Below are 19,608 nucleotides of genomic sequence, written 5' to 3' on the forward strand. Positions count from 1 at the left end.
GCATCGGCCACCAGCTCGCCGCGACGAATCCGGTCCGCCGCGCGAAGCTGTTCCACGAGGACAACTCGCGGTTGGGATACCGCTCGCGCGAGGAGTACGACTCAGCGCTCGGGCGAGAAGTGCCGCCGTGCGAAAGCCCGGTCTGACCCGGACTTCAAGTACTGCTCGAAGCGCACCGCCGTGCGCTCGTCGCCAAACTCGATCTGCACGACCACCCGCCATGGACGATAGGGAATCGTGACGGCGGAAGGGCCGCCATTGTGCCATGCGAGTCGTTCGTCGACGTCTGCCGTCACGCCGACATAGTGCCGTTCAGGATCACGCTCGCTGCGGAAGATGTACACGAACCGCTTTCCAACGCCCTGCATGCCCCGGCGGTGGCATAAGGCACGCCAGCGGATTTGTCGAACGTTTTCACAACACTCGGCCGGCCTGACGGACGGCGCTTGTCCGGATGGAAACGGCAGTTGACGGGGACGCGATTGCTGTCGGCGCGGTCGCGAAAAGGGCACGCGAGGAGGTCCGCCTTCGCTCGCCTGACCTGTGCGCGAGCTTCGGCGAGACAGCCTTCGCCAGAGGGGTAGCGCGCTCGCCTGCCTGGCCGGAGCTCGCCCGCAGTTCAGGCGAGCGAAGGCTGGCTCCTCGGGCTGGACTCGAACCAGCAACCCTCCGGTTAACAGCCGGATGCTCTGCCATTGAGCTACCGAGGAATATGGCGGGCTGCCCGCCGGGCGCGCAGACGCGCGCCGCCGGGAAACCCCAAGTGTAGCGCATGCGCCGCGGCGCGCGCAATCGACGGCGACGCCGGACGGATCCGCCGCCCGACGCACACCTCACCCGCGGTTACCCACGCCGACCGTGCGAATGGTGCGAATGGAATGTAAGAGACGGGGACCCCGCCCCGCGGCGCTACGCGGCGCGGGACGGGAACAGGGCCGCGATCAGATCGTCGTCCGAATACCGCTCGAACGTGTCGGCACTGATTTCCTGGAAGCGCCGGAGATCGTCCGGGCCGACGTCCACGTGCAGCGTCTTCCGCTCGGCATCGAGGCGTGCCGGTGTGAGCGGGACGAGGTGGCGCCGGCTCCTGAGCAGCTTGCGCGATCGCACCACGAGATAGCGAACCTGCTTCTCGATCGGATCGATGACGAGGCCGTCGAGCGTGCCGACGGGTTCGTGACGCGGGCCGACGACCATCGTGCCCTGGAGGGCACCCTGCGGCGTGTCGACGTGATCGGCCCCGATGTAGCGCAAGCCTGAGTCCGCGTGCTCCATACCGCTGTCGACAGCAAACGGCAGGCCAGCAGGGAATGGCGTAGTTCCCCGGCAGCGACGTTTGGTTCAGTAACGTTTCTGAATCCGTGTCGGCAACTCCTACATCTATGGCTGAGGTAGCGCGGCGTCTCTGCGCAGGAAATGCACGACAATCGCGATCGCGAACGACGCTGCCCCGGCCGCTGCGGCGGCGGATCCTGGAGCGAACAGCAGCAGCCCGCCGGCCACGGCAAGCACGCGCTCGGCAACGCTCGCGCGCCCTCGAATCCATCCGCCCAGCCCCGCCGCCAGCGCGACGACGCCGAGAGCGGCGACCGAAGATCCGATCAGGATCTGCGCGAGCGATCCCTGCATCAGCAGAGCCAGCCCTCGCGGACCGAGTGTGAAGGCGAAGGGAAAGACGAAGGCCGGCAGCGTGTACTTCCACGCCAGCCACATCGTCGGCACCTGGCGTCCGCCGGTGATCGCCGCGGCTGCCATTGGCGACAGGGCGGTCGGCGGGCTCACTTCCGACAGCACCGCGTAATAGAAGATGAACATGTGCGCCGCGAGGTCGGGGACGCCGACCGAGGTCATCGCCGGCGCCACCATCACCGCCGCGATGATGTACGACGCGGTCACCGGCACCGCGAGGCCGAGCACGAGGACGGCGATCGCGGAATACAACACCGTCAGGAACAGACTGCCGCCCGCAAACGCGACGATCAGCCCCGCGATCTTCAGACCGAGACCCGTCAGCGTCACCACGCCGACGATGACGCCGGCCGTCGCCGTCGTCGCCGCCACCGAGACGACGCTCCTGCCGCCGGTCGCGAGCGCCTCGAGCAGACGGCGCGGCCAGAGCGCATGGCGTCGATCGAAGAAGCTCAGTCCGATCGCGAGCAGCATCGCGTAAAAGACCGCGCGGAACGCGGACGTGCCGGTTGCGAGCATGATCGGCAGTCCGGCGATCGGCAGGAAGTGGTAGCCGTGCCGCCGCGTCAGCTCCCGGAGAGGCGGGCCTGCCGTCTCGAGCGGCCGCATGCCGAACCGCCGCGTGTCCGCCTCGATCATCAGGAGCACGCCGAGGAAGTAGAGCAGCGCCGGAATGATCGCCATCACGACGACCTGCAGGTATGGAATGTTGAGGAGCTCGGCGATGATGAACGCCGCCGCGCCGAGCGCCGGCGGGCAGATGATCGCGCCGATGCCGGCAGCCGCCAGAATGGCGGCGCCCGTGGTCGCCGGATAGCCGGCCTTCCTCAGGACCGGCCAGGTCATCGCGCCGAGCGTGACGGTATTGGCGACGCCGCTGCCGGACACCGCGCCGAGCAGCAGCCCGGCGAGCGTGACCGCGCGGCCCGCGCCGGCGCCATGACGGCTGCGCCCGACGGCGGCGAGCGCCCACTCGACGAGGAACGCGCCGGTGCCCGAGACGCTGAGCACCGCGCCGAAGATGGTGAACAGCGCGATGTAGGTCGCGGCGACGTCGAGCGGCACGCCGAAGATCCCTTCGAGCGTCATGTAGAGCGTGCCGACGATGCGCGCGGGATCGTAGCCGCGGTGCGCGACGAAGCCGAGGCCGACGAGATCCAGCAGCGGTCCGTAGAACGCATACGCGACGAACAGCAGCGCCGTCACCGGCAGAATCGGGCCCGCCGTCCGCCGCGTGGCTTCGAGGACGACGCCGATCAGCGCCGCGCCGAGCGCGACGTCGGTCAGCGTCGGATCCGCGGCGCGATAGATGAACCGTTCGAAGTCCGCCAGCGGCCAGAGCAGCGCCGCCGCGGCGACCGCGATCAACAGCCAGTCGGCCGCCGCGACGCCGGCGCGATCGGCGCGGCCGCGCGGGTAGAGGAGGAAACTGAGCGTCAGCGCGAGCAGCAGAAAGGTGATGCGATACGCCTGCGGCTGGATGACGCCAATCACCCAGTACAGCGCATAGCCCGAGATCGCAATGCTGACGAACCACGCGACGGTGGCCGTCCGCCCCCGCAAATCACGCGTCGGGGATTCGAACGCGAGGTCTTCCACCGGCGCCGCCGCGCCGTTCACTGTTTCCACGCGCCGCGTTCCCGGTAGAAGCGTTCGGCGCCGGGATGGAACGGCGCCGGCGAACCCTCGACTGCCGAGGGGAGCGAGAGGTGGCGCGCTTCGGGGTGGATGGCCGTCAGCGCCGCGCGCCGTTCGAAGAGCACGCGCGTCAGGTCGTAGGCGAGCGGCTCCTCCATCTTCCCGTGCACGACCAGCGCGTTCTGCACCGCGACCACGCCGACCTCGCTGGTCATCCCCGGGTACGAACCCTTCGGGATGACGCGGCGCGTGTACAGCGCATCGCCGAACTGGCGCTGCAGCGCGGGGATGACTTCGTCGTTGGGAATCAGACGGGCGCGGATGCCGACCGAGCTGGCGAGATCGAGGATCGATGCGGTCGGCAGGCCGCCGCTCCAAAAGAACGCATCGATCTTGCCGTCCTTGAGCGCGTCGACGGACGCGTTGACGCTGAGCGCCTGGCGGCGCACGTCCCGGTCGGGGTCGACGCCGGCGGCGCGCAGCACGCGCAAGGCGATCACCTCGGTGCCGCTGCCAGGAGAACCGGTCGACACCACCCGTCCGCGCAGATCCGGGATCCGGTCGACGCCGTTGCCGGCGACGGTGGCGAGGTGCGTGTAGTTGGGGTAGAGCACGGCGAGCGTCCGCGCCTCGATCGGGCCGGTGCGCGCAAACGCGCCGCGCCCCGCGATGGCATCGTCGAGGGTATCGGCGAGCGTGAACGCGATGTCGACCTTGCGCTGCTGGATCAGCTTGAGGTTGTCGACGGATGCTGCGGTCACTTCGGCGGTCGCCTGCACCCGCAGCGACTCGCCGATCACCTTGGCCAGTCCGCCGCCGTATGGATAGTAGACGCCGCCGGTGTTTCCCGTCGCGATCGACAGCCGCACCACGCCGCCGTGCGCGCGCGCGAACTCGCGCGGATTCGAGCCGACGGCGATCATGCCGAGGGCGCACAGCGCTGCGCCGGCAGCCGCGGCCAGGTTCCTGACGGTCACGATTCCGTCCAGTGTATTCTCAGCCGCATGCGCACCACGTTTCTGTGCACGGCGGCGATCGCGCTGTGTCTCTGTTCCGGGCCGGCGGCGCGGCAGGCGCCGGCCGACTGGCCGCAGTGGGGCGGACCGAACCGCAACTTCGTGTCACCGTCCACGGGTCTGGCGAGCGGCTGGCCGGCGGGCGGCCCGCGCAAGCTCTGGTCGCGAACGCTCGGCGAGGGGCATTCGGCCATCGCCGTCGAAGGCGGCCGCCTCTACACGATGTATCGTCCGCTCGGCCTGCTCGCGGCCATCCGGCGCAGCCAGGAGGAAGTCGTCACCGCGATCGACGCGGCGACGGGGAAGGCGATCTGGGAGCACAAGTTTCCATCGCCGACCGAGGGGGTGAACTTCTCGGAAGGGGCGGGGCCGCATTCGACGCCGCTCGTCACCGCCGACCGCGTGTTCGCCATCGGCAGCCGCAAGGAGCTGATGGCGCTGAACAAGGCGACCGGCCAGCTCCTCTGGTCGCACGACATGATCAAGGAGTACAACGCGGAGCCTCCGGACCGCGGCTACGCGCCGAGCCCGCTGCTCCACGGCGACACCGTGATCGTGCCGATGGGCGGCCCCGGGCAGGTGCTCGCCGCCTTCAACGCGAAGAGCGGCGCGCTCGTCTGGAAGGCGGGGGATTTCCAGTTCTCTCCGGCGTCGCCGGCGATCATCGACGTCGACGGGCAGAAGCAGCTGCTCTATTTCGCCGGCAACGCGGTCGCCGGTTTCGATCCGGCCACCGGCCGGACGCTGTGGAGCCATCCGCACAAGACGGATTGGGGGCTCAACATCAGCACGCCGATCTGGTCGCCGTCGGATCATCTGCTCTTCGTGTCCTCGGCGTACGGCACCGGCAGCCGGGTGCTCGAGCTGCGGCAGGCCGGCGGCAAGACGACGGCGACGGAGAAGTGGTTCAACAACCGGATGCGGATTCACATCGGCACGGCGATCCGCGTCGGCAACCACGTCTTCGGATCGAGCGGCGATTTCGGTCCGGCGTTCCTCACCGCGGTTGACGTCACGTCGGGCAGGCTGGCCTGGCAGGACCGCAGCTTCGCCCGCGCGCAGCTGCTGCATGCGGACAACAAGCTGGTGATCCTCGACGAGGACGGCACGCTCGGGCTCGCCACCGTGTCGCCGGCGGGCCTGCAGGTGCTCGCGAAGGCGCCGATTCTCGATCACCTCGCGTGGACGCCGCCGACCCTCGTGGGCACGCGGCTGTTCGTGCGCGATCGCAAGACGATCGCCGCCTTCGACCTCGGCGGCGGCAAGTAAGCCGGCGACAGCCGGCCAGGGCTCACGACTCCGGCGGTACATCCGCACGCCGCTCGTGCGCATACGCAGTGAGCCGGTATGCGCGGAGAAGAGCGATTCGATCTCGTGGTCATCGGCGGAGGGCCGGCGGGTTCGACGGCGGCGACGCTCGTGGCGATGCAGGGGCACCGCGTGCTGCTGCTGGAGAAGGAGGCGTTTCCGCGGTACCAGATCGGCGAGTCGCTGCTGCCGCTGACGATCCACGCGATCTGCGCGATGCTCGGGGTGACCGACGAGATCAAGCAGGCGGGATTCGTGCCCAAGTTCGGCGGCGTGTTTCGCTGGGGGCTGCGCGAAGAGCCGTGGCACTTCACTTTCGGCACGGTACGGGATCTTGCGAAGGCGGGCGCCGGCTACGCGTACCAGGTCGAGCGCGCGCGCTTCGATCACATTCTGTTGAACAACGCACGGCGGCGCGGCGTGGACGTGCGCGAGCGGCACGCGGTGCTCGAGCCGCTGTTCGAGAACGAGCGCGTGAGCGGCGTGCGCTTTGCCGACCCGGGCGGCACCGAGCGGGTGGCGCGCGCGGCCTTCGTCATCGACGCCTCCGGAAACGGCAGCCCGCTCCACCGCCACGTCGGGACGCGCGTCTACTCTGAGTTCTTCCGCAACGTCGCGCTGTTCTGTTATTACGAGAACGCCGCGCGGCTGCCGGGGGACCAGGCCGGCAGCGTCGTGAGCGCGGCGTTCGACGAAGGATGGTTCTGGTTCATCCCGCTGTCGGACACGCTCACCAGCGTGGGCGCCGTGATCGCGCGCGAGCACGCCGAGCGCCTGCAGCAGGATCACGAGCAGGCGATGCGCGGCTTCATCGACGCCTGCCCGTTCATCAGGACGCTGCTGGCGGGGGCGACACGCGTCACCGACGGCCCGTACGGCCGCTTCCGGGTCCGCAAGGATTACTCGTACACGAACACGCACTTCTGGCGGCCGGGCTTGATCCTGATCGGCGACGCCGCCTGCTTCATCGATCCGATCTTCTCGTCCGGCGTGCACCTGGCGACCTACGCGGCGCTGCTCGCGGCACGTTCGATCAACACCATTCTGCGCGGCGGGGTGGACGAGCCGCGCGCCCTGGTCGAGTTCGAGCGGCGCTACCGCGCCGAGTTCGAGAACGTCTTCGGCTTCCTGGTGAGCTTCTACGACGTGCACCAGGACGAAGACTCGTATTTCTGGCGCGCACGCAAGATCCTCCACACCACCGAACGCGCCAACGAAGCGTTCGTCCGGCTGATCTCCGGCTTCTCCACGGCGGAATCCACCATCTTCGAGACCGCCAGCCGCGTCAGCGCGCACATGAAGGAATTCGAGCGCTCCGGCAGCCGCGAGGCGCTGTGCCGCATCGAGGAGCTCGGGCGGCCGAACCCGCGCGCGCTGCGCACACCGGGATCGGCCGCCGCCGCGCCAGCACCGGAAACACCACGCTGGCCGGGCGGACTGATCACCAGCCCTGACGGGTTCTACTGGACACTGCCGGGGCACCCGGTCGCACGCTGATCGCAGGACGCCGCAATAACGGCGCGGCGGCCGGAGCGGCCACCGGCCTTCCTCTATTGCACGCGTCCGCCGACCGGCAGGCCGCTCGGCACGCGCGGTGGAATCGTCCGGTCGAACGCCGGATCGTCGAGCGCCCGCAGGAACTCGACGATGTCGCGCTGGCCGCGGCCGCGCAGGTCCAGCTGTCGGACGAGCGGGTCCACCGCCGCCGGGCCGACGTTGGGATTTCCTCCCCGCCCGCCTCCCCGCCCGCCCCCACCTCCGCGCCGGCCGCCGCCTCGACTAATCCGCTGGTAGAAGTCGATCACATCGGGCAGCGAACGGAAGACGCCGTTGTGCATGTACGGCGCCGTCTCGCTCAGGTTGCGCAGCGATGGCGTGCGGAACGCATAGGTCTGGTCGACGCCGGAGTCCGACTGCTCCAGCTTGCGGTTATCAGGAACCGGGAGCACGTGCGCGGTGAAATCGGAGAACATCGGCCCGTTGTGGCAGTTCACGCAGCCGGCCGTCTGGAAGCGCTCCATCCCGCGGATCTGCTCCTCCGTCATCGCGTTCGCATCCCTCCGCATGTAGCGATCGAACGGCGAGTTCACCGCGACGAGCGTCCGCTGGAACGCCGCCAGCGCGCGGCCGAGATTCTGCGCGTTCACCGGCTGCGAGCCGCCGAACGCGCGGCCGAACAGCCGCCGGTATTCCGCAATCGCGTTCAGGCGGCCGACGACGCGCGGGATCGCGTGCGCCTCGTCGTAGGCGCTGCCGCGCATCTCCTCGAGGGCCTTGAGCGGCTCGAGCGCCTGCGCCTCGAGCGACCGCGCGCGCAGGTCCCAGAACATCGGCGCCGTCTGCGGCGACGGATCGCCGCTGACGGTGAGGCCGTTGAACGCCGCGTTCACCACCGTCTGGCTGTTGCGTTTCACGAGGCGCGCAGGCCGGCCGGCGACGAACGCGCGGTTCGTTCCGAGGCCCGCGCCGTTGATGCCAATCGAGAGATCCAGGCCATCGGCGTATCCGAGCGCCGGATGGTGGCACGTCGCGCACGCGACGTCTCTGGGACCGGACAGCACCGGATCCCAGAACAGGAGACGTCCGAGCGCCACGCGATCCGGCGTCGTCGGATTGTCGGGAGGAGCCGGAACGGTGGTGGGCAGCGCCGCGATCCGGGCCTGCGCGGCCGTCTGCTTCGCGCCCGCCAGCGCCAGCGCCGCCGTCAGGCCGCCGGCCAGCAGGAGCATCGCCGGCCGGGTGAGGGTACGCATACACCAGACTCTACGTCCGCGGCGGCTGCCGAAGACGCTGCCACGGTTTTTTCACCAGCGGCGGCGCCGCGCGGCGGCCGCCGCGGCGTCAATCGGACGTGAAGACGCGCATGCGCTTCGGCGTCACGTAGGCGCGTGCGCCGACCCCGAGCTGCAGCGCGTCGAACTGCTGCCGCCCGAGCTCCACCTGAATCATGTTGTCCCCCCCGTCCGCCAGCTCCATCTTCACCAGCGCACCGGCGAGACGAATGTCGCGGACGATCGTCCAGACGCCGTCGCCCGTGTCCGTCGCACTCAGCTCGAGCTCGTGCGGCCGCGTGTAGCCGACGGCGTTGCGCGGCTCCCTGGACGCGTGCGCCGGATAATCGAGCGCGAGCGGACCGAGCGTCGCCCGGCCGCCCTGCACGCGCCCGTGAAAGATGTTGACGTTGCCGACGAAGGTCAGCACGAACGGCGTGGCCGGCTGCTCGACGATCGCCTCGGGCGTGCCGTCCTGCTCGATCCGTCCCTCGTTCATCACGACGACGCGATCGGCGAGCTCGAGCGCTTCCTCCTGATCGTGGGTGACGAACACGCTGGTGACGTGAATCTGGGTGTGCAGCCGGCGCAGCCAGCGGCGCAGCTCCTGTCGCACTTTCGCGTCCAGCGCGCCGAACGGCTCGTCCAGGAGCAGCACCTTCGGCTCGACGGCCAGCGCGCGCGCCAGCGCCACGCGCTGCCGTTGGCCGCCGGAGAGCTGCGATGGCCGGCGGTCCCCGAGGTAATCGAGCTGCACCAGCGAGAGCAGCTCGTTCACGCGGCGGCGGATCTCGGATTCCGGCGGACGCTGGGCGCGCGGGCGCACGCGCAGCCCGAACGCGACGTTCTCGAACACCGACATGTGGCGGAAGAGCGCGTAGTGCTGGAACACGAAGCCGACGTGGCGATCGGTCGCGCTCCGGCCGGTGGCGTCGCCGCCGTCGAAGTGCACCGTCCCGGAGTCGGGCGCCTCCAGCCCGGCGATCACCCGCAGGAGGGTCGTCTTTCCGGAACCCGACGGCCCGAGCAGCGCGAGCAGCTCGCCCGGCTCGACCGTCAGGCTGACGTCGTGCAGCGCGGGATGGCTGCCGTAGGTCTTGAACAAGCGGCGGACTTCGATGCTCATTTGCGTCGCTCCGCAATCGTCTTCAGCACGAGCGTGACGAGCGCCAGCGCCGTCAGGATCGAGGCGACGGCGAAGGACGCCTGGAACCGGTACTCGTTGTAGAGAATCTCGACGTGCAGCGGCAAGGTGTTGGTCACGCCGCGAATGCGGCCCGAGACCACCGAGACGGCGCCGAACTCGCCGAGCACCCGCGCGGTGCTGAGGATGACGCCGTAGACCACGCCCCACTTGATGCCCGGCAGCGTCACGCGCACGAACGTCTGCCAGCCGCCGGCGCCGAGGACGCGGGCCGCTTCTTCTTCCTGCGTACCGGTCGCCTCCATGATCGGGATCACTTCGCGCGCCACGAAGGGAAACGACACGAAGATGCTGGCCAGCACGATCCCGGGCACGGCGAAAATGATCTGCACGTCGTGTTCGGCGAGCCAGGGTCCCAGCAGTCCTTGACGGCCCGCGAGCAGGACGAAGACGAGCCCGGCGATCACCGGCGAAACGGCGAACGGCAGGTCGACCAGCGTGGTCAGCAGCGAGCGCCCGCGGAAGCGGAACTTGGCGATCGCCCAGCCGGCGCACAGCCCGAAGATCGTGTTTGCCGGGACGGCGATGGCGGCGGCCAGCAGCGTCAGCTTCAACGCGGCGAGCGCCTCCGGCTCGACGATCGCCGACACGTACGCCGCGGCGCCGTTGGCGAGCGCCTCGGCGAACACCAGCGCGAGCGGGACGAGAAGGAACAGCGCCAGGAAGCCGACGGCGGCGGCGATCAGCGCCCAGCGCACCAGCGCCGGTTCGGTCAGCGCCCGCCGCTGCGCCGCGGCCGTGGCCGCGAGCGCGTTCGTCGGCGCCGCGGCGATCATGCCGCCACCTTCCTGGCCGTCCAGCCCTGCAGCAGATTGATCAGCAGCAGCAGCGCGAACGAGATCAGCAGCATCACGAACGCGACCGCGGTGGCGCCGGCATAATCGTACTGCTCGAGCTTCGTGACAATGAGCAGCGGCGTGATCTCGGTCTTCATCGGCATGTTGCCCGAGATGAAGACCACGGAACCGTACTCGCCGATCGCCCGCGCGAAGGCGAGCGCGACACCCGTCAGCCACGCCGGCAGAAGGTAGGGAAGGATGATCCGGTGCATCACCTGCCAGCGGCGCGCGCCGAGGCTGGCCGCCGCCTCTTCCACCTCCGCCTCGAGCTCTCCGATCACGGGCTGCATCGCCCGGATGACGAACGGCATCCCGATGAAGATCAGCGCGACGGTGATGCCAGCCGGCGTGAACGCAACCGGAATCCCGCGCTCGGCCAGCGGACGTCCGATCCACCCGTTCGGCGCATACAGCGTCGTCAGAGTGATTCCGGCGACCGCGGTGGGCAGCGCGAACGGCAGATCCACGATCGCGTCCATCAGCCGGCGCCCCGGGAAGTCATAGCGAACGAGCACCCAGGCGACGATCAGCCCGAACACGCCGTTCACCATCGCGGCGACGAGCGAGGTCGTGAACGTCAGGCGGTACGAGGCGACGACGCGCGGGTCGGTGACCGTGCGCCAGAACGCGTCCCATCCCATCGTCGCCGTCCTGGCCGGCAGCCCGAAGAGCGGGACGAGGACGATCACCGCCAGGTAGAGCAGCGTGAAGGCCAGCGTGACGCGGAAGCCGGGGAGAACGGAGTTCATCGTGCGCTATGTCCCCGGTTTGTAGATCTGGTCGAACGTGCCGCCGTCCGCGAAGTGCGTCTTCTGCGCGCTCTGCCAGCCGCCGAACGCCTCGTCGATGGTGAACAGCTGCACCCTGGCGAAGCTGGCGGCGTGCTTGAGCGCGACCTCGGCGTTGCGCGGCCGATAGTGATGCTTCGCCACGATGTCCTGTCCTTCGGCGGTGTAGAGGAACTGCAGATAGGCTTCCGCGGCGGCGCGCGTCCCCTTGCGGTCGGCGACCTTGTCGAGCACGGCGACAGGCGGCTCGGCCAGGATGCTGAGCGACGGCGTCACGATCTCGATCTCTCCCCTGGTTTCCTCGAGGGCGAGGTAGGCCTCGTTCTCCCAGGCCAGCAGTACGTCGCCGATCTTGCGCTGCACGAACGTGTTGGTGGCGCCGCGGGCGCCCGAATCGAGCACCGGGACGTTGCGGAAGAGCGCCGACATGAACGCCCGCGTCTTCGCCTCGTCGCCGTTCGCCTGCCGCCTGGCGTACTCCCACGCCGCGAGATAGTTCCAGCGCGCGCCGCCGGATGTCTTCGGATTCGGCGTGATGACGCCGACGCCCGGTTTCACCAGGTCGCTCCAGTCCTTGATCTGCCTGGGATTCCCCTTGCGGACCAGAAACACGATGGTGGAGGTGTAGGGCGCGCTGTTGTCGGGCAGCCGCTTCTGCCAGCCCGCCGCGAGCAGCCCGGACGTCGCGATCGCGTCGATGTCGTAGGCGAGCGCCAGCGTCACGACCGACGCTTCGAGTCCGTCGATCACGGCACGCGCCTGGGCGCCCGACCCGCCGTGCGACTGCTTCACTGTCACCTTCCGCCCCGTGCTTGCTTCGTAGCTCCTGGCGAACGCGGTGTTGAGTTCGGCGTACAGCTCGCGCGTCGGGTCGTACGACACGTTCAGCAGCTCGATCGGCGCGCCGCCCGCGTCAGATGACGACTGAGAGGACGAGCAGCCGGCCGCCAGCGCGGCGATCAGAACGGCCATCACGGGACGGAAACTTTTCACGACAGACTCCTAGAAATAGACCTGCGATCGGAACACCACGGCGTTCTCGGAAGGGCGCGCGCTGCCGGCGGCGCGGTCGAACACCGTCCGCTCCACGTTGACGAGGTAGCGGATGTTCGGGGTCAGGTACCAGTTGACGCCGAGCGTCCACGCTTCCGCCTCGAGCGCACTGCCGGCTGCCGCGAATCGGCGCGCCGCCTCGTCCACCTCGAGGTGGTGATACCGCGCGGCAAGCTGCACCGCGCCCCAGTGGCCGCTCTCGACATCGAAGTTCGCGCGCGGGCGGATGCCGGTGCTGCCGTCGGTGGCCGCTTCGCCGGTCAGCAGATACGAACCGGCAATCTGCCAGGCGCGGTGCGCGACGTCGGCGCGCACCGCTGCGGACGCGATCGGCATTTCGCTGTGCACGTACTCGGCGAACGCGCTGAACGAGCGATGCACGTAGGACGCCTGCGGCGAGTAGCGCGTGCGCGTCCCCGCCGCCGCGGCGCCGGTATAGGCGACGATCGTCTGCTGCAGCGAGGACGTGCGCAGCGTCGGCAGCGCGGCTGCGCCGGCCTGCTTGCCGGCGGTCGCGGCGAATCCGAGTGCAAGGCCGCGAAGCGGATCCGTGGCGCCGCGCTTCTGGAACGGCCGGACCAGGATGCGGCCGGCGACATCCTTGCCATCGCTGATGTCGGTGTCGCCGCTGCCGCCGTCCGCCACGCCGTTCAGCACTCCCGCCTGATAGCTCACGAGGCCGCCGGCGAGATCCCCGAGGACCTGGACGCCGGCATCGCGGTTCGGCACCAGCGCCGTCGGCAGCGCGCGCTCGTAGAACACCATGTAGGCGACCGTCTGCAGGCGCTCCAGGCCGAACGGCGTCTTGCTCTTGCCGATGCGAACGCGGAACGCGCGAGAGAAGACGGTATCGAGATACGCGTCCTGCACCACGACCGTGCCGCCGGCGAAGTCGGGATTGAGGGTGAATTCGAAGTAGCGCGTAAGCCTGCCGCGCAGTGCCGGTCGGACGCGGCGAATCGTGAACGTATCGACCACGCGCCCGGCGTCATCGCCGGGCGCGAACCGGCCGTCGGCCTGCAACAGCGCGCCGATACGAAGCTGATAGTCGCCGTTCTGCGACTGAATGGTGAAGCCGTTGTCCCCTGCGCTGACCGCAGGCGCGGCGCTGCGATCCTGGGCCGCGGCGGATTCGGGCAGCACGGTGGCGAGCGCGATGACGAAAAACGAAGGTGCGAGTAGACGCATCTCCGGACGATAGAGCAAGATCGCGGCCCGCTGAAATCCCCAATGATCTTGCGTTTGCTTGGCTCTGAGCTGGATTGTCCGTGAAATATGACGGATTAACTTGTATATGAGCTAAGCACCTGCAGCATCTCACGTGCGGAGCGGAACCGATCCGCGGGGTCGGCGGCCAGGGCCTGGCGAAAAAATCCCCGAAGCCGCTCGTCCGCGCCGGCTGACGCCTGCAGCAGGACGACGGCCAGCGCCCACAGATCCCCGGCCGCGTCCGCGACGGCGCCGTCGAGTGTTTCCGGCGGCAGATAGCCTGGAGTGCCGGCCGGCGAGCCGTCCGCGCCGGAGAGTCCGAAGTCGAGCAGCTTTGCGGCGCCGTCCGCGGTGAAGCCGATGTTGCTCGGCTTCACATCGCGGTGCAGGAGTCCGCGTTCGTGCATGTAAGCGAGCGCGTCCGCCAGCCGCTGCCCGAGCGCGATCACCTCGTTCGCCGGCAGCGCCCGGCAAGCCAGCCGGCCGGCAAGGGTCCCGCCGGCAAGATGCTCGACGACGAGGACGGGCGTGCCGCGCCAGACCTCCAGACCGTAGATCGTGGCGAGTGCGTCGTGATTCAACGCCGCCATCGACCGCGCTTCGTCGCGCAGCCGCGAGACGGCGTGCCCCTGGCGCCGCGGCAGTGTCTTCAGCGCGACGTCACGCCCGAGCGTGACGTCGCGCGCCAGGTACACGACGCCCGTGCCTCCCTCGCCGAGCCGGCGCTGGACGTCGAATTTGCCGGCGAGCCGCCGCGGCAGCAACGCCGGGATCGGGTCGCCGCCACACCCGCACGCGGCCGCCTCGCCGGACACGCGTCCGCAGCGCGTGCATTCCCATGCCGCGGTGTCCGCGAGACGGTCGCGCGCGTCCCACATCGCCGCAGCGACGGCGACCAGCGTCGAGATCATCCAGCGATCCGTACGGTCGTACGCGCCGCCGCCGCGGCGCGGGCCCAGCAGGACGATGGCGGCAAGCGATCCATCGCGCAGCCGGATCGCCGCGGCGAGCGAGACGTCTCTCGCGTCGAGCCACGCACGGTCCGCCGGCGGCAGCAGCAGGAATGGCTCGGCGTGGCGATCGAGCACGATCGGCGACGGCGTGTCCTCGAGCATCACCGGCAGCGCCGACTGCAGTGGCAGGTCGCCCGCCGGAACGACTGTCGCCCGCGCCGCGCGCACGCCGAGCTGCAGCTCGCGCGACAGCATCGCGGGAATGGCGCGCACGCCTGGCGCCAGACGCAGCCGATCGAGCGCGGCAGCGAGCTGTTCGCGCCGCGGCGACGAGGGGAAGCGCGGCCAGCCGCCTCCGAACGCGCGCAGCTCGAACGGCCGATCGACGATGACCGCGAGCGTGGCGAGCACGGGCATGGCGGCAAGGCCGCAGAAGACCAGCGCGTCCACGGCACCGCGCGCCGCGCTGTCCGCCGTCAGCATCCAGCGGTCGACGTTCGAGAAGGCGAGGCGCGACAGGCCGACGACCAGGAGCGGCGCGGCACTGACCGCGAGCACCGCGCCGAGCCGCGCGGCCTTGCGGCGCTCCACCGGCGCGGACCAGTGCGCGCGCACGAAGATGGTGGCGAACCCGGGCAGCGCGGCCGCCGCGAACAGATGCCAGAACAGGTTCCGGGGATCGTCGCGGTGCAGCGCGCGGCTCCACGCCGCATCCCACCCGTACGCGGCGGCGAGCTGCACCAGGAAGAGTGCGGACCCCAGCGCCCAGACGCCCGCCGCGATTCGCCGCGACCAGACGTCGAACCTGGTGAACCGCTGCACGCCGGGAAAGAGGATCGCGAACTGCCAGAGAGCCGCCGGAACGAAGGTCTCCGGGAACAGCCCGCGGAACAGGCCGCTCGCCGCCAGCGGACCGGAACCGTGCGCCGACACGATGGCGCGCGCGAAGGCGCTCGCGGCAAAGGTGAACGTCGCAAGCAGGAGCAGCACGCGCCGATCGCGAGCCGACGCCGACGCGAGCAGCAGCGCGGCCGATGCGAACGCGGCGACGACGAACACCTGCGGCCAGACGGGATCGAACGACCGGGTCGTGACGACGAGTGCCGCCGCGACCATGAGCGCGGCGAGCGTCTGCAGGGCGGCCACCGCGACCAGCAGGCGGAGCAGTCCGGTTGCGGCCCCCGGCGCGGCGGGCACGGCAGACGCTGCCGGCACGCCGCGCAAGGCATCGAGACGGCGCAGCGACTCGAGCGCGGCGCGCCCGGCAGGATCGCGCACCCGCGCCAGCAGCGCGTTCCAGTCGATCGACGCGCGATCGGCGAACGCGCGGGTCACGGCGCGCGGGATCGGCGGCGGCTCAGTCGCGCATCTGCGCGGCGAGCCGCGCAATCGCGCGCGTGAGCGCCATGCGTGCGGCATGCGGGGACCGGCCAATCATGCATCCCAGCTGGGCGTGGGAGTAATCGAGCTCGAAGTGCGCCACGATCAACTGCTGATCGCGGGTGGAGAGGCGGGCGAGCGCGGCGCGGTACCGCCGCTCGGTTTCGTGGTCGATCGCCTGCTGCAGCGGCGATGCGGCGTCCGACGGCAGGGCCTCAGCAGGCGCGGCCGAGACCAGCCAGCGGGCGGCGCGGCGGTGCTCGTCCGCGATGCGGTTGCGGACCGCCGTCCGCAGATATCCGGCGAGCGCGCGCCGGCCCTGCGGCTGAAACGCATCGAGACGCGCCAGCGTTCCGAGCACCGCATCCTGGACGACGTCGTGCGTATCGGCGGCGGAGCGGATCCAGCGGGGCAGCCGCCGGTGCGCCCATTTGTGGAGATCGGGCAGGCAGCGCGCGATCAGGAGGCCCAGCGCGCCCGCCTCTCCGCGCCGCGCGCGCGCGAGCAGCCGCTCCGTTGTCGGCGTAGGCAGCGGCGCAGCGGCCGGCGTCAGCGCAGTCACGACTCCCTCGAGGTCGATCGTACGCCCGGCCTCAAGGGTGCAATTGGTGTGATTATCGGCGTAACCCGGCATATAGCGGGTGGAAGCGGCGCGCCGGTTGGCGAATAGTCGGGCGTCATGCCCGATCCCGCACGCGCGCTGCGCCTGCGCGTCGGCCGCGCGATCCAGCGGCTCCGTCTCGCGCGCGGCTACAGTCAGGAGACGCTCGCCGAGCGCGCGCACAGCTCCGGCAAGTACATCGGCGCGATCGAGCGCGGCGAAACCAACGCCGGCCTCGACGTGCTCGGACGGATTGCCGCCGCCCTGGCGGTCGATCCCGCCGACCTCCTCGTCCCTCCCCGCGGCCGCGGCCGCATCGAGGCCGCGCATCTCATCGCCCGCGCCGATCTCGACACGCTGGTGGAAATCGTGCAGCGCGTGAAGGCGGTCCGCGCCCGCCGAACGCCTCGCGCCGCACGGTAGCAGCGGCCGCCCTCCACAGAGGGTCTTGCCTTGTCGTTATAACAACGATGAGGGGTATTGAGATTTGACAATGCCACTTTTAGATGTCATCGTCCTTTTCTGGAAAACGCGCGGCTCGGGAAGCGCGGCGCGGAAGCGGCGCGGACGCGTCAACGGGTGCGGCGGGGCGCCCGGCTGGTGAGCGGGCGCGGCTTCGGCGAGAGAAGCCGTTCGACCGCCGCCGTCAGCGCATGGAGCGCCGCGGTGGCGTCCGCGGCCTCGCTCGCGGGCGGCCACACCGGGGCGCCGGCGGACGGCGTGATCGTTTCGAACAGCTCGCCCACGGGCACACGCAGCGCGCGGGCGAGACGCACGAGCACGTCGGCCCCGGGATCAGCCTTCCCGAGTTCGACGCGGCCAATGTACTTGTAATTCAAGGAAGCCAGTTCAGCGAGAGCTTCCTGCGTCATCCGCCGCTCGAGGCGGAGGCGGCGGAGCTGCGCTCCGAGCGGCCGCAGAACGGCCGGCCGCGGTGGTGGTTTCTCTTGTGCCGGCTTCCGACGAGACACAGGCTGTTGTGTACCGCACAGCCCTGGTCAGTAGAACCACCTATCGAGGGCACATGCGCAAGATAGTAACATCTATCGAGCCTGGCCGCGACGCCGGCGCGGCCGGGGAGGAGTCGGACGCCGAGCTGGCGCGCGACATGTGCGCGAAACGCGCCGAGGCGCTCGAGCGCATCTTCCATCGCTACGTACGGCTCGTCACCGGCATCGCGCATCGCATTCTCAACGATCGCGCCGAGGCCGAAGACGTGACCCAGGAGGTGTTCCTGGAGATTTACCGCAAGGCCCACCTCTACGCGCCGTCACGCGGATCGTTCAGAGTCTGGCTGCTGCAATACGTCTATCACCGCACGCTGCGCCGGAAGGCGGTGCTCCGCCGCCGCGCCGCATACGGTGGCCAGCCGATTGAGACCCTTGACGAGCCGGCGCCGGACCTTCGCCCGGCACTGACCCGCGACGAGTGCCGGTGGATCCTGAACGGGCTGTTCGCGCAGCTGCCGGTCAATCAGCGCATCACGCTGGAGCTGACGTGCTTCGAGGACCTGCCTCTCCGCGACGTCGCCGCGCGGCTGGGCGTGTCGGTGGGGAGCACGCGCCACTATTACTACCGCGGCCTGGCCCGCCTGCAGCATAGCGTTCGCGTCAGCGAGCGACGCTCGCCGGCCGCGGAATGCCATGACGTCTCACGATCCGGTAGAGCTGGTGCCGCGAGACGCCGAGATCCGCCGCCGTACGCCCGAATCTGAACCCGTTGCGGTGCAGCGCGTCGACGACGCGATCGAGCGGTGGGAAGGCTGGAACCGGCGCGCTCGCCTGCGTCGAGCGCAGCTGGCGCGGCAGATGCCTCGTCGTCAACACCGGCTCGCCGCCGGCGGCGACGACCATCCGCTCGAGCACGTTCTCCAGCTCGCGGACGTTTCCCGGCCACGTGTGTCCAATCAGCACGTCGAGCACCGCCTCTTCGATCGCCGGCGGGAGGCGGCCGCGCCGGGCCGCCAGCCGGCTCACGATCGCCGCCGACAGCATCCGCACGTCGTCTTTCCCTCGACGCCGCAGCGCCGGCACCACGAGCTCGAAGACGTCGAGGCGATAGTAGAGATCCTGACGGAACCTGCCGCGCGCGACCGCCGCCGCGAGGTCGACGTGCGTCGCCGCGATGACGCGCACGTCGAACGCGCGCCGCTGCGATCCGCCGAGCCGCTGCACCGTGCGCGACTGGATCGCGCGAAGCAGCTTCATCTGCACGTCGGCCGGCAGTTCGCCGATTTCGTCGAGCAGGACCGTCCCGCCGTCCGCGCGCTCGAACGGACCGGCGCGATCGTCGACGGCGCCGGTGAACGCTCCCCGTACGTGCCCGAACAGCGCGTCTTCGGCGAGCGTGGCCGGCATTCCCGCGCAGTCGATGACGACGAACGGGGCGCACCCGCGGGGGGACGCGCGGTGGATGGCCTCGGCGACGCGTTCCTTGCCGGTCCCGGATTCGCCGGCGATGAGCACGCTGACGTGCGGATCGGCCGCCACCGCGCGCATGTCGCGCTTGAGGGCCGCGATCGGCGCGGACACGCCGTCGATCTCGGGGAAGTCCTCGCGCGCGTCGAGCTCGAGGCAGCGATCCCTGCCGAACGGGCGTATCCGGGCCACGCCGCTCTAAACGGTTGACACGCGCGAAGCGCACAACCGGATCAGCGGTCGCGGTAGACCGACAGCCAGGTGAGCCCGAAGGCGAGCCCGGCGTAGAAATACGCCGTATCCGACACGCCTTGCACGTGCAGCGCCGCACGCTCGATCCGCTCCCGGTCGGCGAACTCGAGCGCCGCGCCGCGCACGGCCGCCTTCCACGACGCGCGCGCCTGCGCCTGCCCGAGATGCCGCCGGGCGATCACGTCGATGGCGGTGAACAGCTCGTGGTCGCCCCGCGAGGCGGGATCGAAGATGCCCCGCGATGGCACTTTCCGGACTGCGAGCGCCGTGAGATCCCGCAGCGCCTGCGCGTGTCCTTTCGGACATTCACGCGCCGCGGCGCGGAAGACGTGACGGAAATGCGGCGGAAGGTCGGGGGTGACGGACTTTGCGGACGGCGAACGGCGCGGCATGACGGCTCCTTCGTGGAGTGACGTGCGGGTCGCGGCTTGCCGCTGTGCCAGCGGGTGCGGCGCCAGGTGAGGGATCGGATGGGCGCGCGCAGTGAGAA

Annotated in this window: 19 protein-coding genes and 1 tRNA gene; 4 read left to right on the plus strand and 16 right to left on the minus strand. The window is 70.0% G+C overall.

The window, feature by feature from the left end:
- Positions 1–101: 101 nt before the first annotated feature.
- From VFK57_09540 to VFK57_09560, 5 genes are all read right to left on the minus strand, one after another.
- Complete coding sequence (locus VFK57_09540; GenBank protein ID HET7695937.1) at positions 102–344, minus strand: GIY-YIG nuclease family protein; 243 nt, start codon at positions 342–344, stop codon at positions 102–104.
- Between the two features lie 291 nt (positions 345–635).
- Positions 636–710 (minus strand) — tRNA-Asn (locus VFK57_09545).
- 199 nt (positions 711–909) lie between these two features.
- The gene (locus tag VFK57_09550) at positions 910–1,254 is read right to left on the minus strand and encodes a PRC-barrel domain-containing protein (protein HET7695938.1); all 345 of its coding nucleotides are present in this window, start codon (positions 1,252–1,254) and stop codon (positions 910–912) included.
- 126 nt (positions 1,255–1,380) lie between these two features.
- On the minus strand, positions 1,381–3,318 hold the full coding sequence (locus VFK57_09555) for a TRAP transporter fused permease subunit (protein HET7695939.1): 1,938 nt from the start codon (positions 3,316–3,318) through the stop codon (positions 1,381–1,383).
- Complete coding sequence (locus VFK57_09560) at positions 3,306–4,304, minus strand: TAXI family TRAP transporter solute-binding subunit (protein HET7695940.1); 999 nt, start codon at positions 4,302–4,304, stop codon at positions 3,306–3,308. Before VFK57_09560 ends, VFK57_09555 begins: the two co-directional genes overlap by 13 nt.
- A gap of 27 nt (positions 4,305–4,331) precedes the next feature.
- On the opposite strand from VFK57_09560, the gene VFK57_09565 reads away from it, so the two are divergent.
- Both VFK57_09565 and VFK57_09570 read left to right on the plus strand, forming a co-directional pair.
- Positions 4,332–5,612, plus strand: coding sequence for a PQQ-binding-like beta-propeller repeat protein (locus VFK57_09565; GenBank protein HET7695941.1), 1,281 nt, complete (start codon positions 4,332–4,334; stop codon positions 5,610–5,612).
- 78 nt (positions 5,613–5,690) lie between these two features.
- Entirely contained in the window at positions 5,691–7,148 is a 1,458-nt protein-coding gene (locus VFK57_09570; GenBank protein ID HET7695942.1) for a tryptophan 7-halogenase, read from the plus strand.
- A 53-nt stretch (positions 7,149–7,201) separates the two neighbouring features.
- On the opposite strand, the gene VFK57_09575 is transcribed toward VFK57_09570, so the two are convergent.
- The 8 genes from VFK57_09575 to VFK57_09610 form a co-directional block, all read right to left on the minus strand.
- Positions 7,202–8,404: a cytochrome c peroxidase gene (locus VFK57_09575; GenBank protein ID HET7695943.1), complete on the minus strand. Its 1,203-nt coding sequence runs from the start codon at positions 8,402–8,404 to the stop codon at positions 7,202–7,204.
- Between the two features lie 88 nt (positions 8,405–8,492).
- Entirely contained in the window at positions 8,493–9,548 is a 1,056-nt protein-coding gene (locus VFK57_09580) for a TOBE-like domain-containing protein (GenBank protein ID HET7695944.1), read from the minus strand.
- The gene (cysW, locus tag VFK57_09585; protein HET7695945.1) at positions 9,545–10,402 is read right to left on the minus strand and encodes a sulfate ABC transporter permease subunit CysW; all 858 of its coding nucleotides are present in this window, start codon (positions 10,400–10,402) and stop codon (positions 9,545–9,547) included. Before cysW ends, VFK57_09580 begins: the two co-directional genes overlap by 4 nt.
- On the minus strand, positions 10,399–11,214 hold the full coding sequence (gene cysT, locus VFK57_09590; GenBank protein HET7695946.1) for a sulfate ABC transporter permease subunit CysT: 816 nt from the start codon (positions 11,212–11,214) through the stop codon (positions 10,399–10,401). Before cysT ends, cysW begins: the two co-directional genes overlap by 4 nt.
- Before the next feature lie 6 nt (positions 11,215–11,220).
- The gene (locus VFK57_09595; GenBank protein HET7695947.1) at positions 11,221–12,246 is read right to left on the minus strand and encodes a sulfate ABC transporter substrate-binding protein; all 1,026 of its coding nucleotides are present in this window, start codon (positions 12,244–12,246) and stop codon (positions 11,221–11,223) included.
- A gap of 9 nt (positions 12,247–12,255) precedes the next feature.
- Positions 12,256–13,494, minus strand: coding sequence for a porin (locus VFK57_09600; protein HET7695948.1), 1,239 nt, complete (start codon positions 13,492–13,494; stop codon positions 12,256–12,258).
- 95 nt (positions 13,495–13,589) lie between these two features.
- On the minus strand, positions 13,590–15,803 hold the full coding sequence (locus VFK57_09605; protein HET7695949.1) for a serine/threonine-protein kinase: 2,214 nt from the start codon (positions 15,801–15,803) through the stop codon (positions 13,590–13,592).
- 22 nt (positions 15,804–15,825) lie between these two features.
- Entirely contained in the window at positions 15,826–16,482 is a 657-nt protein-coding gene (locus tag VFK57_09610; GenBank protein ID HET7695950.1) for a sigma-70 family RNA polymerase sigma factor, read from the minus strand.
- 45 nt (positions 16,483–16,527) lie between these two features.
- Here VFK57_09610 and VFK57_09615 point away from each other — a divergent pair, with 45 nt between their 5' ends.
- Entirely contained in the window at positions 16,528–16,872 is a 345-nt protein-coding gene (locus VFK57_09615) for a helix-turn-helix transcriptional regulator (protein ID HET7695951.1), read from the plus strand.
- Positions 16,873–17,021: 149 nt separating this feature from the next.
- Here VFK57_09615 and VFK57_09620 read toward each other — a convergent pair whose 3' ends face one another.
- Entirely contained in the window at positions 17,022–17,420 is a 399-nt protein-coding gene (locus VFK57_09620; GenBank protein HET7695952.1) for a helix-turn-helix transcriptional regulator, read from the minus strand.
- Positions 17,421–17,473: 53 nt separating this feature from the next.
- On the opposite strand from VFK57_09620, the gene VFK57_09625 reads away from it, so the two are divergent.
- Positions 17,474–18,163 carry a sigma-70 family RNA polymerase sigma factor gene (locus tag VFK57_09625; GenBank protein HET7695953.1) on the plus strand — a complete coding sequence of 230 codons (690 nt, stop codon included), beginning with the start codon at positions 17,474–17,476 and terminating at the stop codon, positions 18,161–18,163.
- On the opposite strand, the gene VFK57_09630 is transcribed toward VFK57_09625, so the two are convergent.
- Together VFK57_09630 and VFK57_09635 are read right to left on the minus strand one after the other, a co-directional pair.
- Positions 18,060–19,058: a sigma-54 dependent transcriptional regulator gene (locus VFK57_09630; protein ID HET7695954.1), complete on the minus strand. Its 999-nt coding sequence runs from the start codon at positions 19,056–19,058 to the stop codon at positions 18,060–18,062. The genes VFK57_09625 and VFK57_09630 overlap by 104 nt on opposite strands.
- Before the next feature lie 41 nt (positions 19,059–19,099).
- Positions 19,100–19,510 (minus strand): hypothetical protein, encoded by a 411-nt coding sequence (locus VFK57_09635; GenBank protein ID HET7695955.1) that lies wholly within the window; start codon positions 19,508–19,510, stop codon positions 19,100–19,102.
- Positions 19,511–19,608 lie beyond the last annotated feature (98 nt).

It is taken from the genome of Vicinamibacterales bacterium (assembly GCA_035699745.1).
Taxonomy (GTDB): domain Bacteria; phylum Acidobacteriota; class Vicinamibacteria; order Vicinamibacterales; family 2-12-FULL-66-21; genus JAICSD01.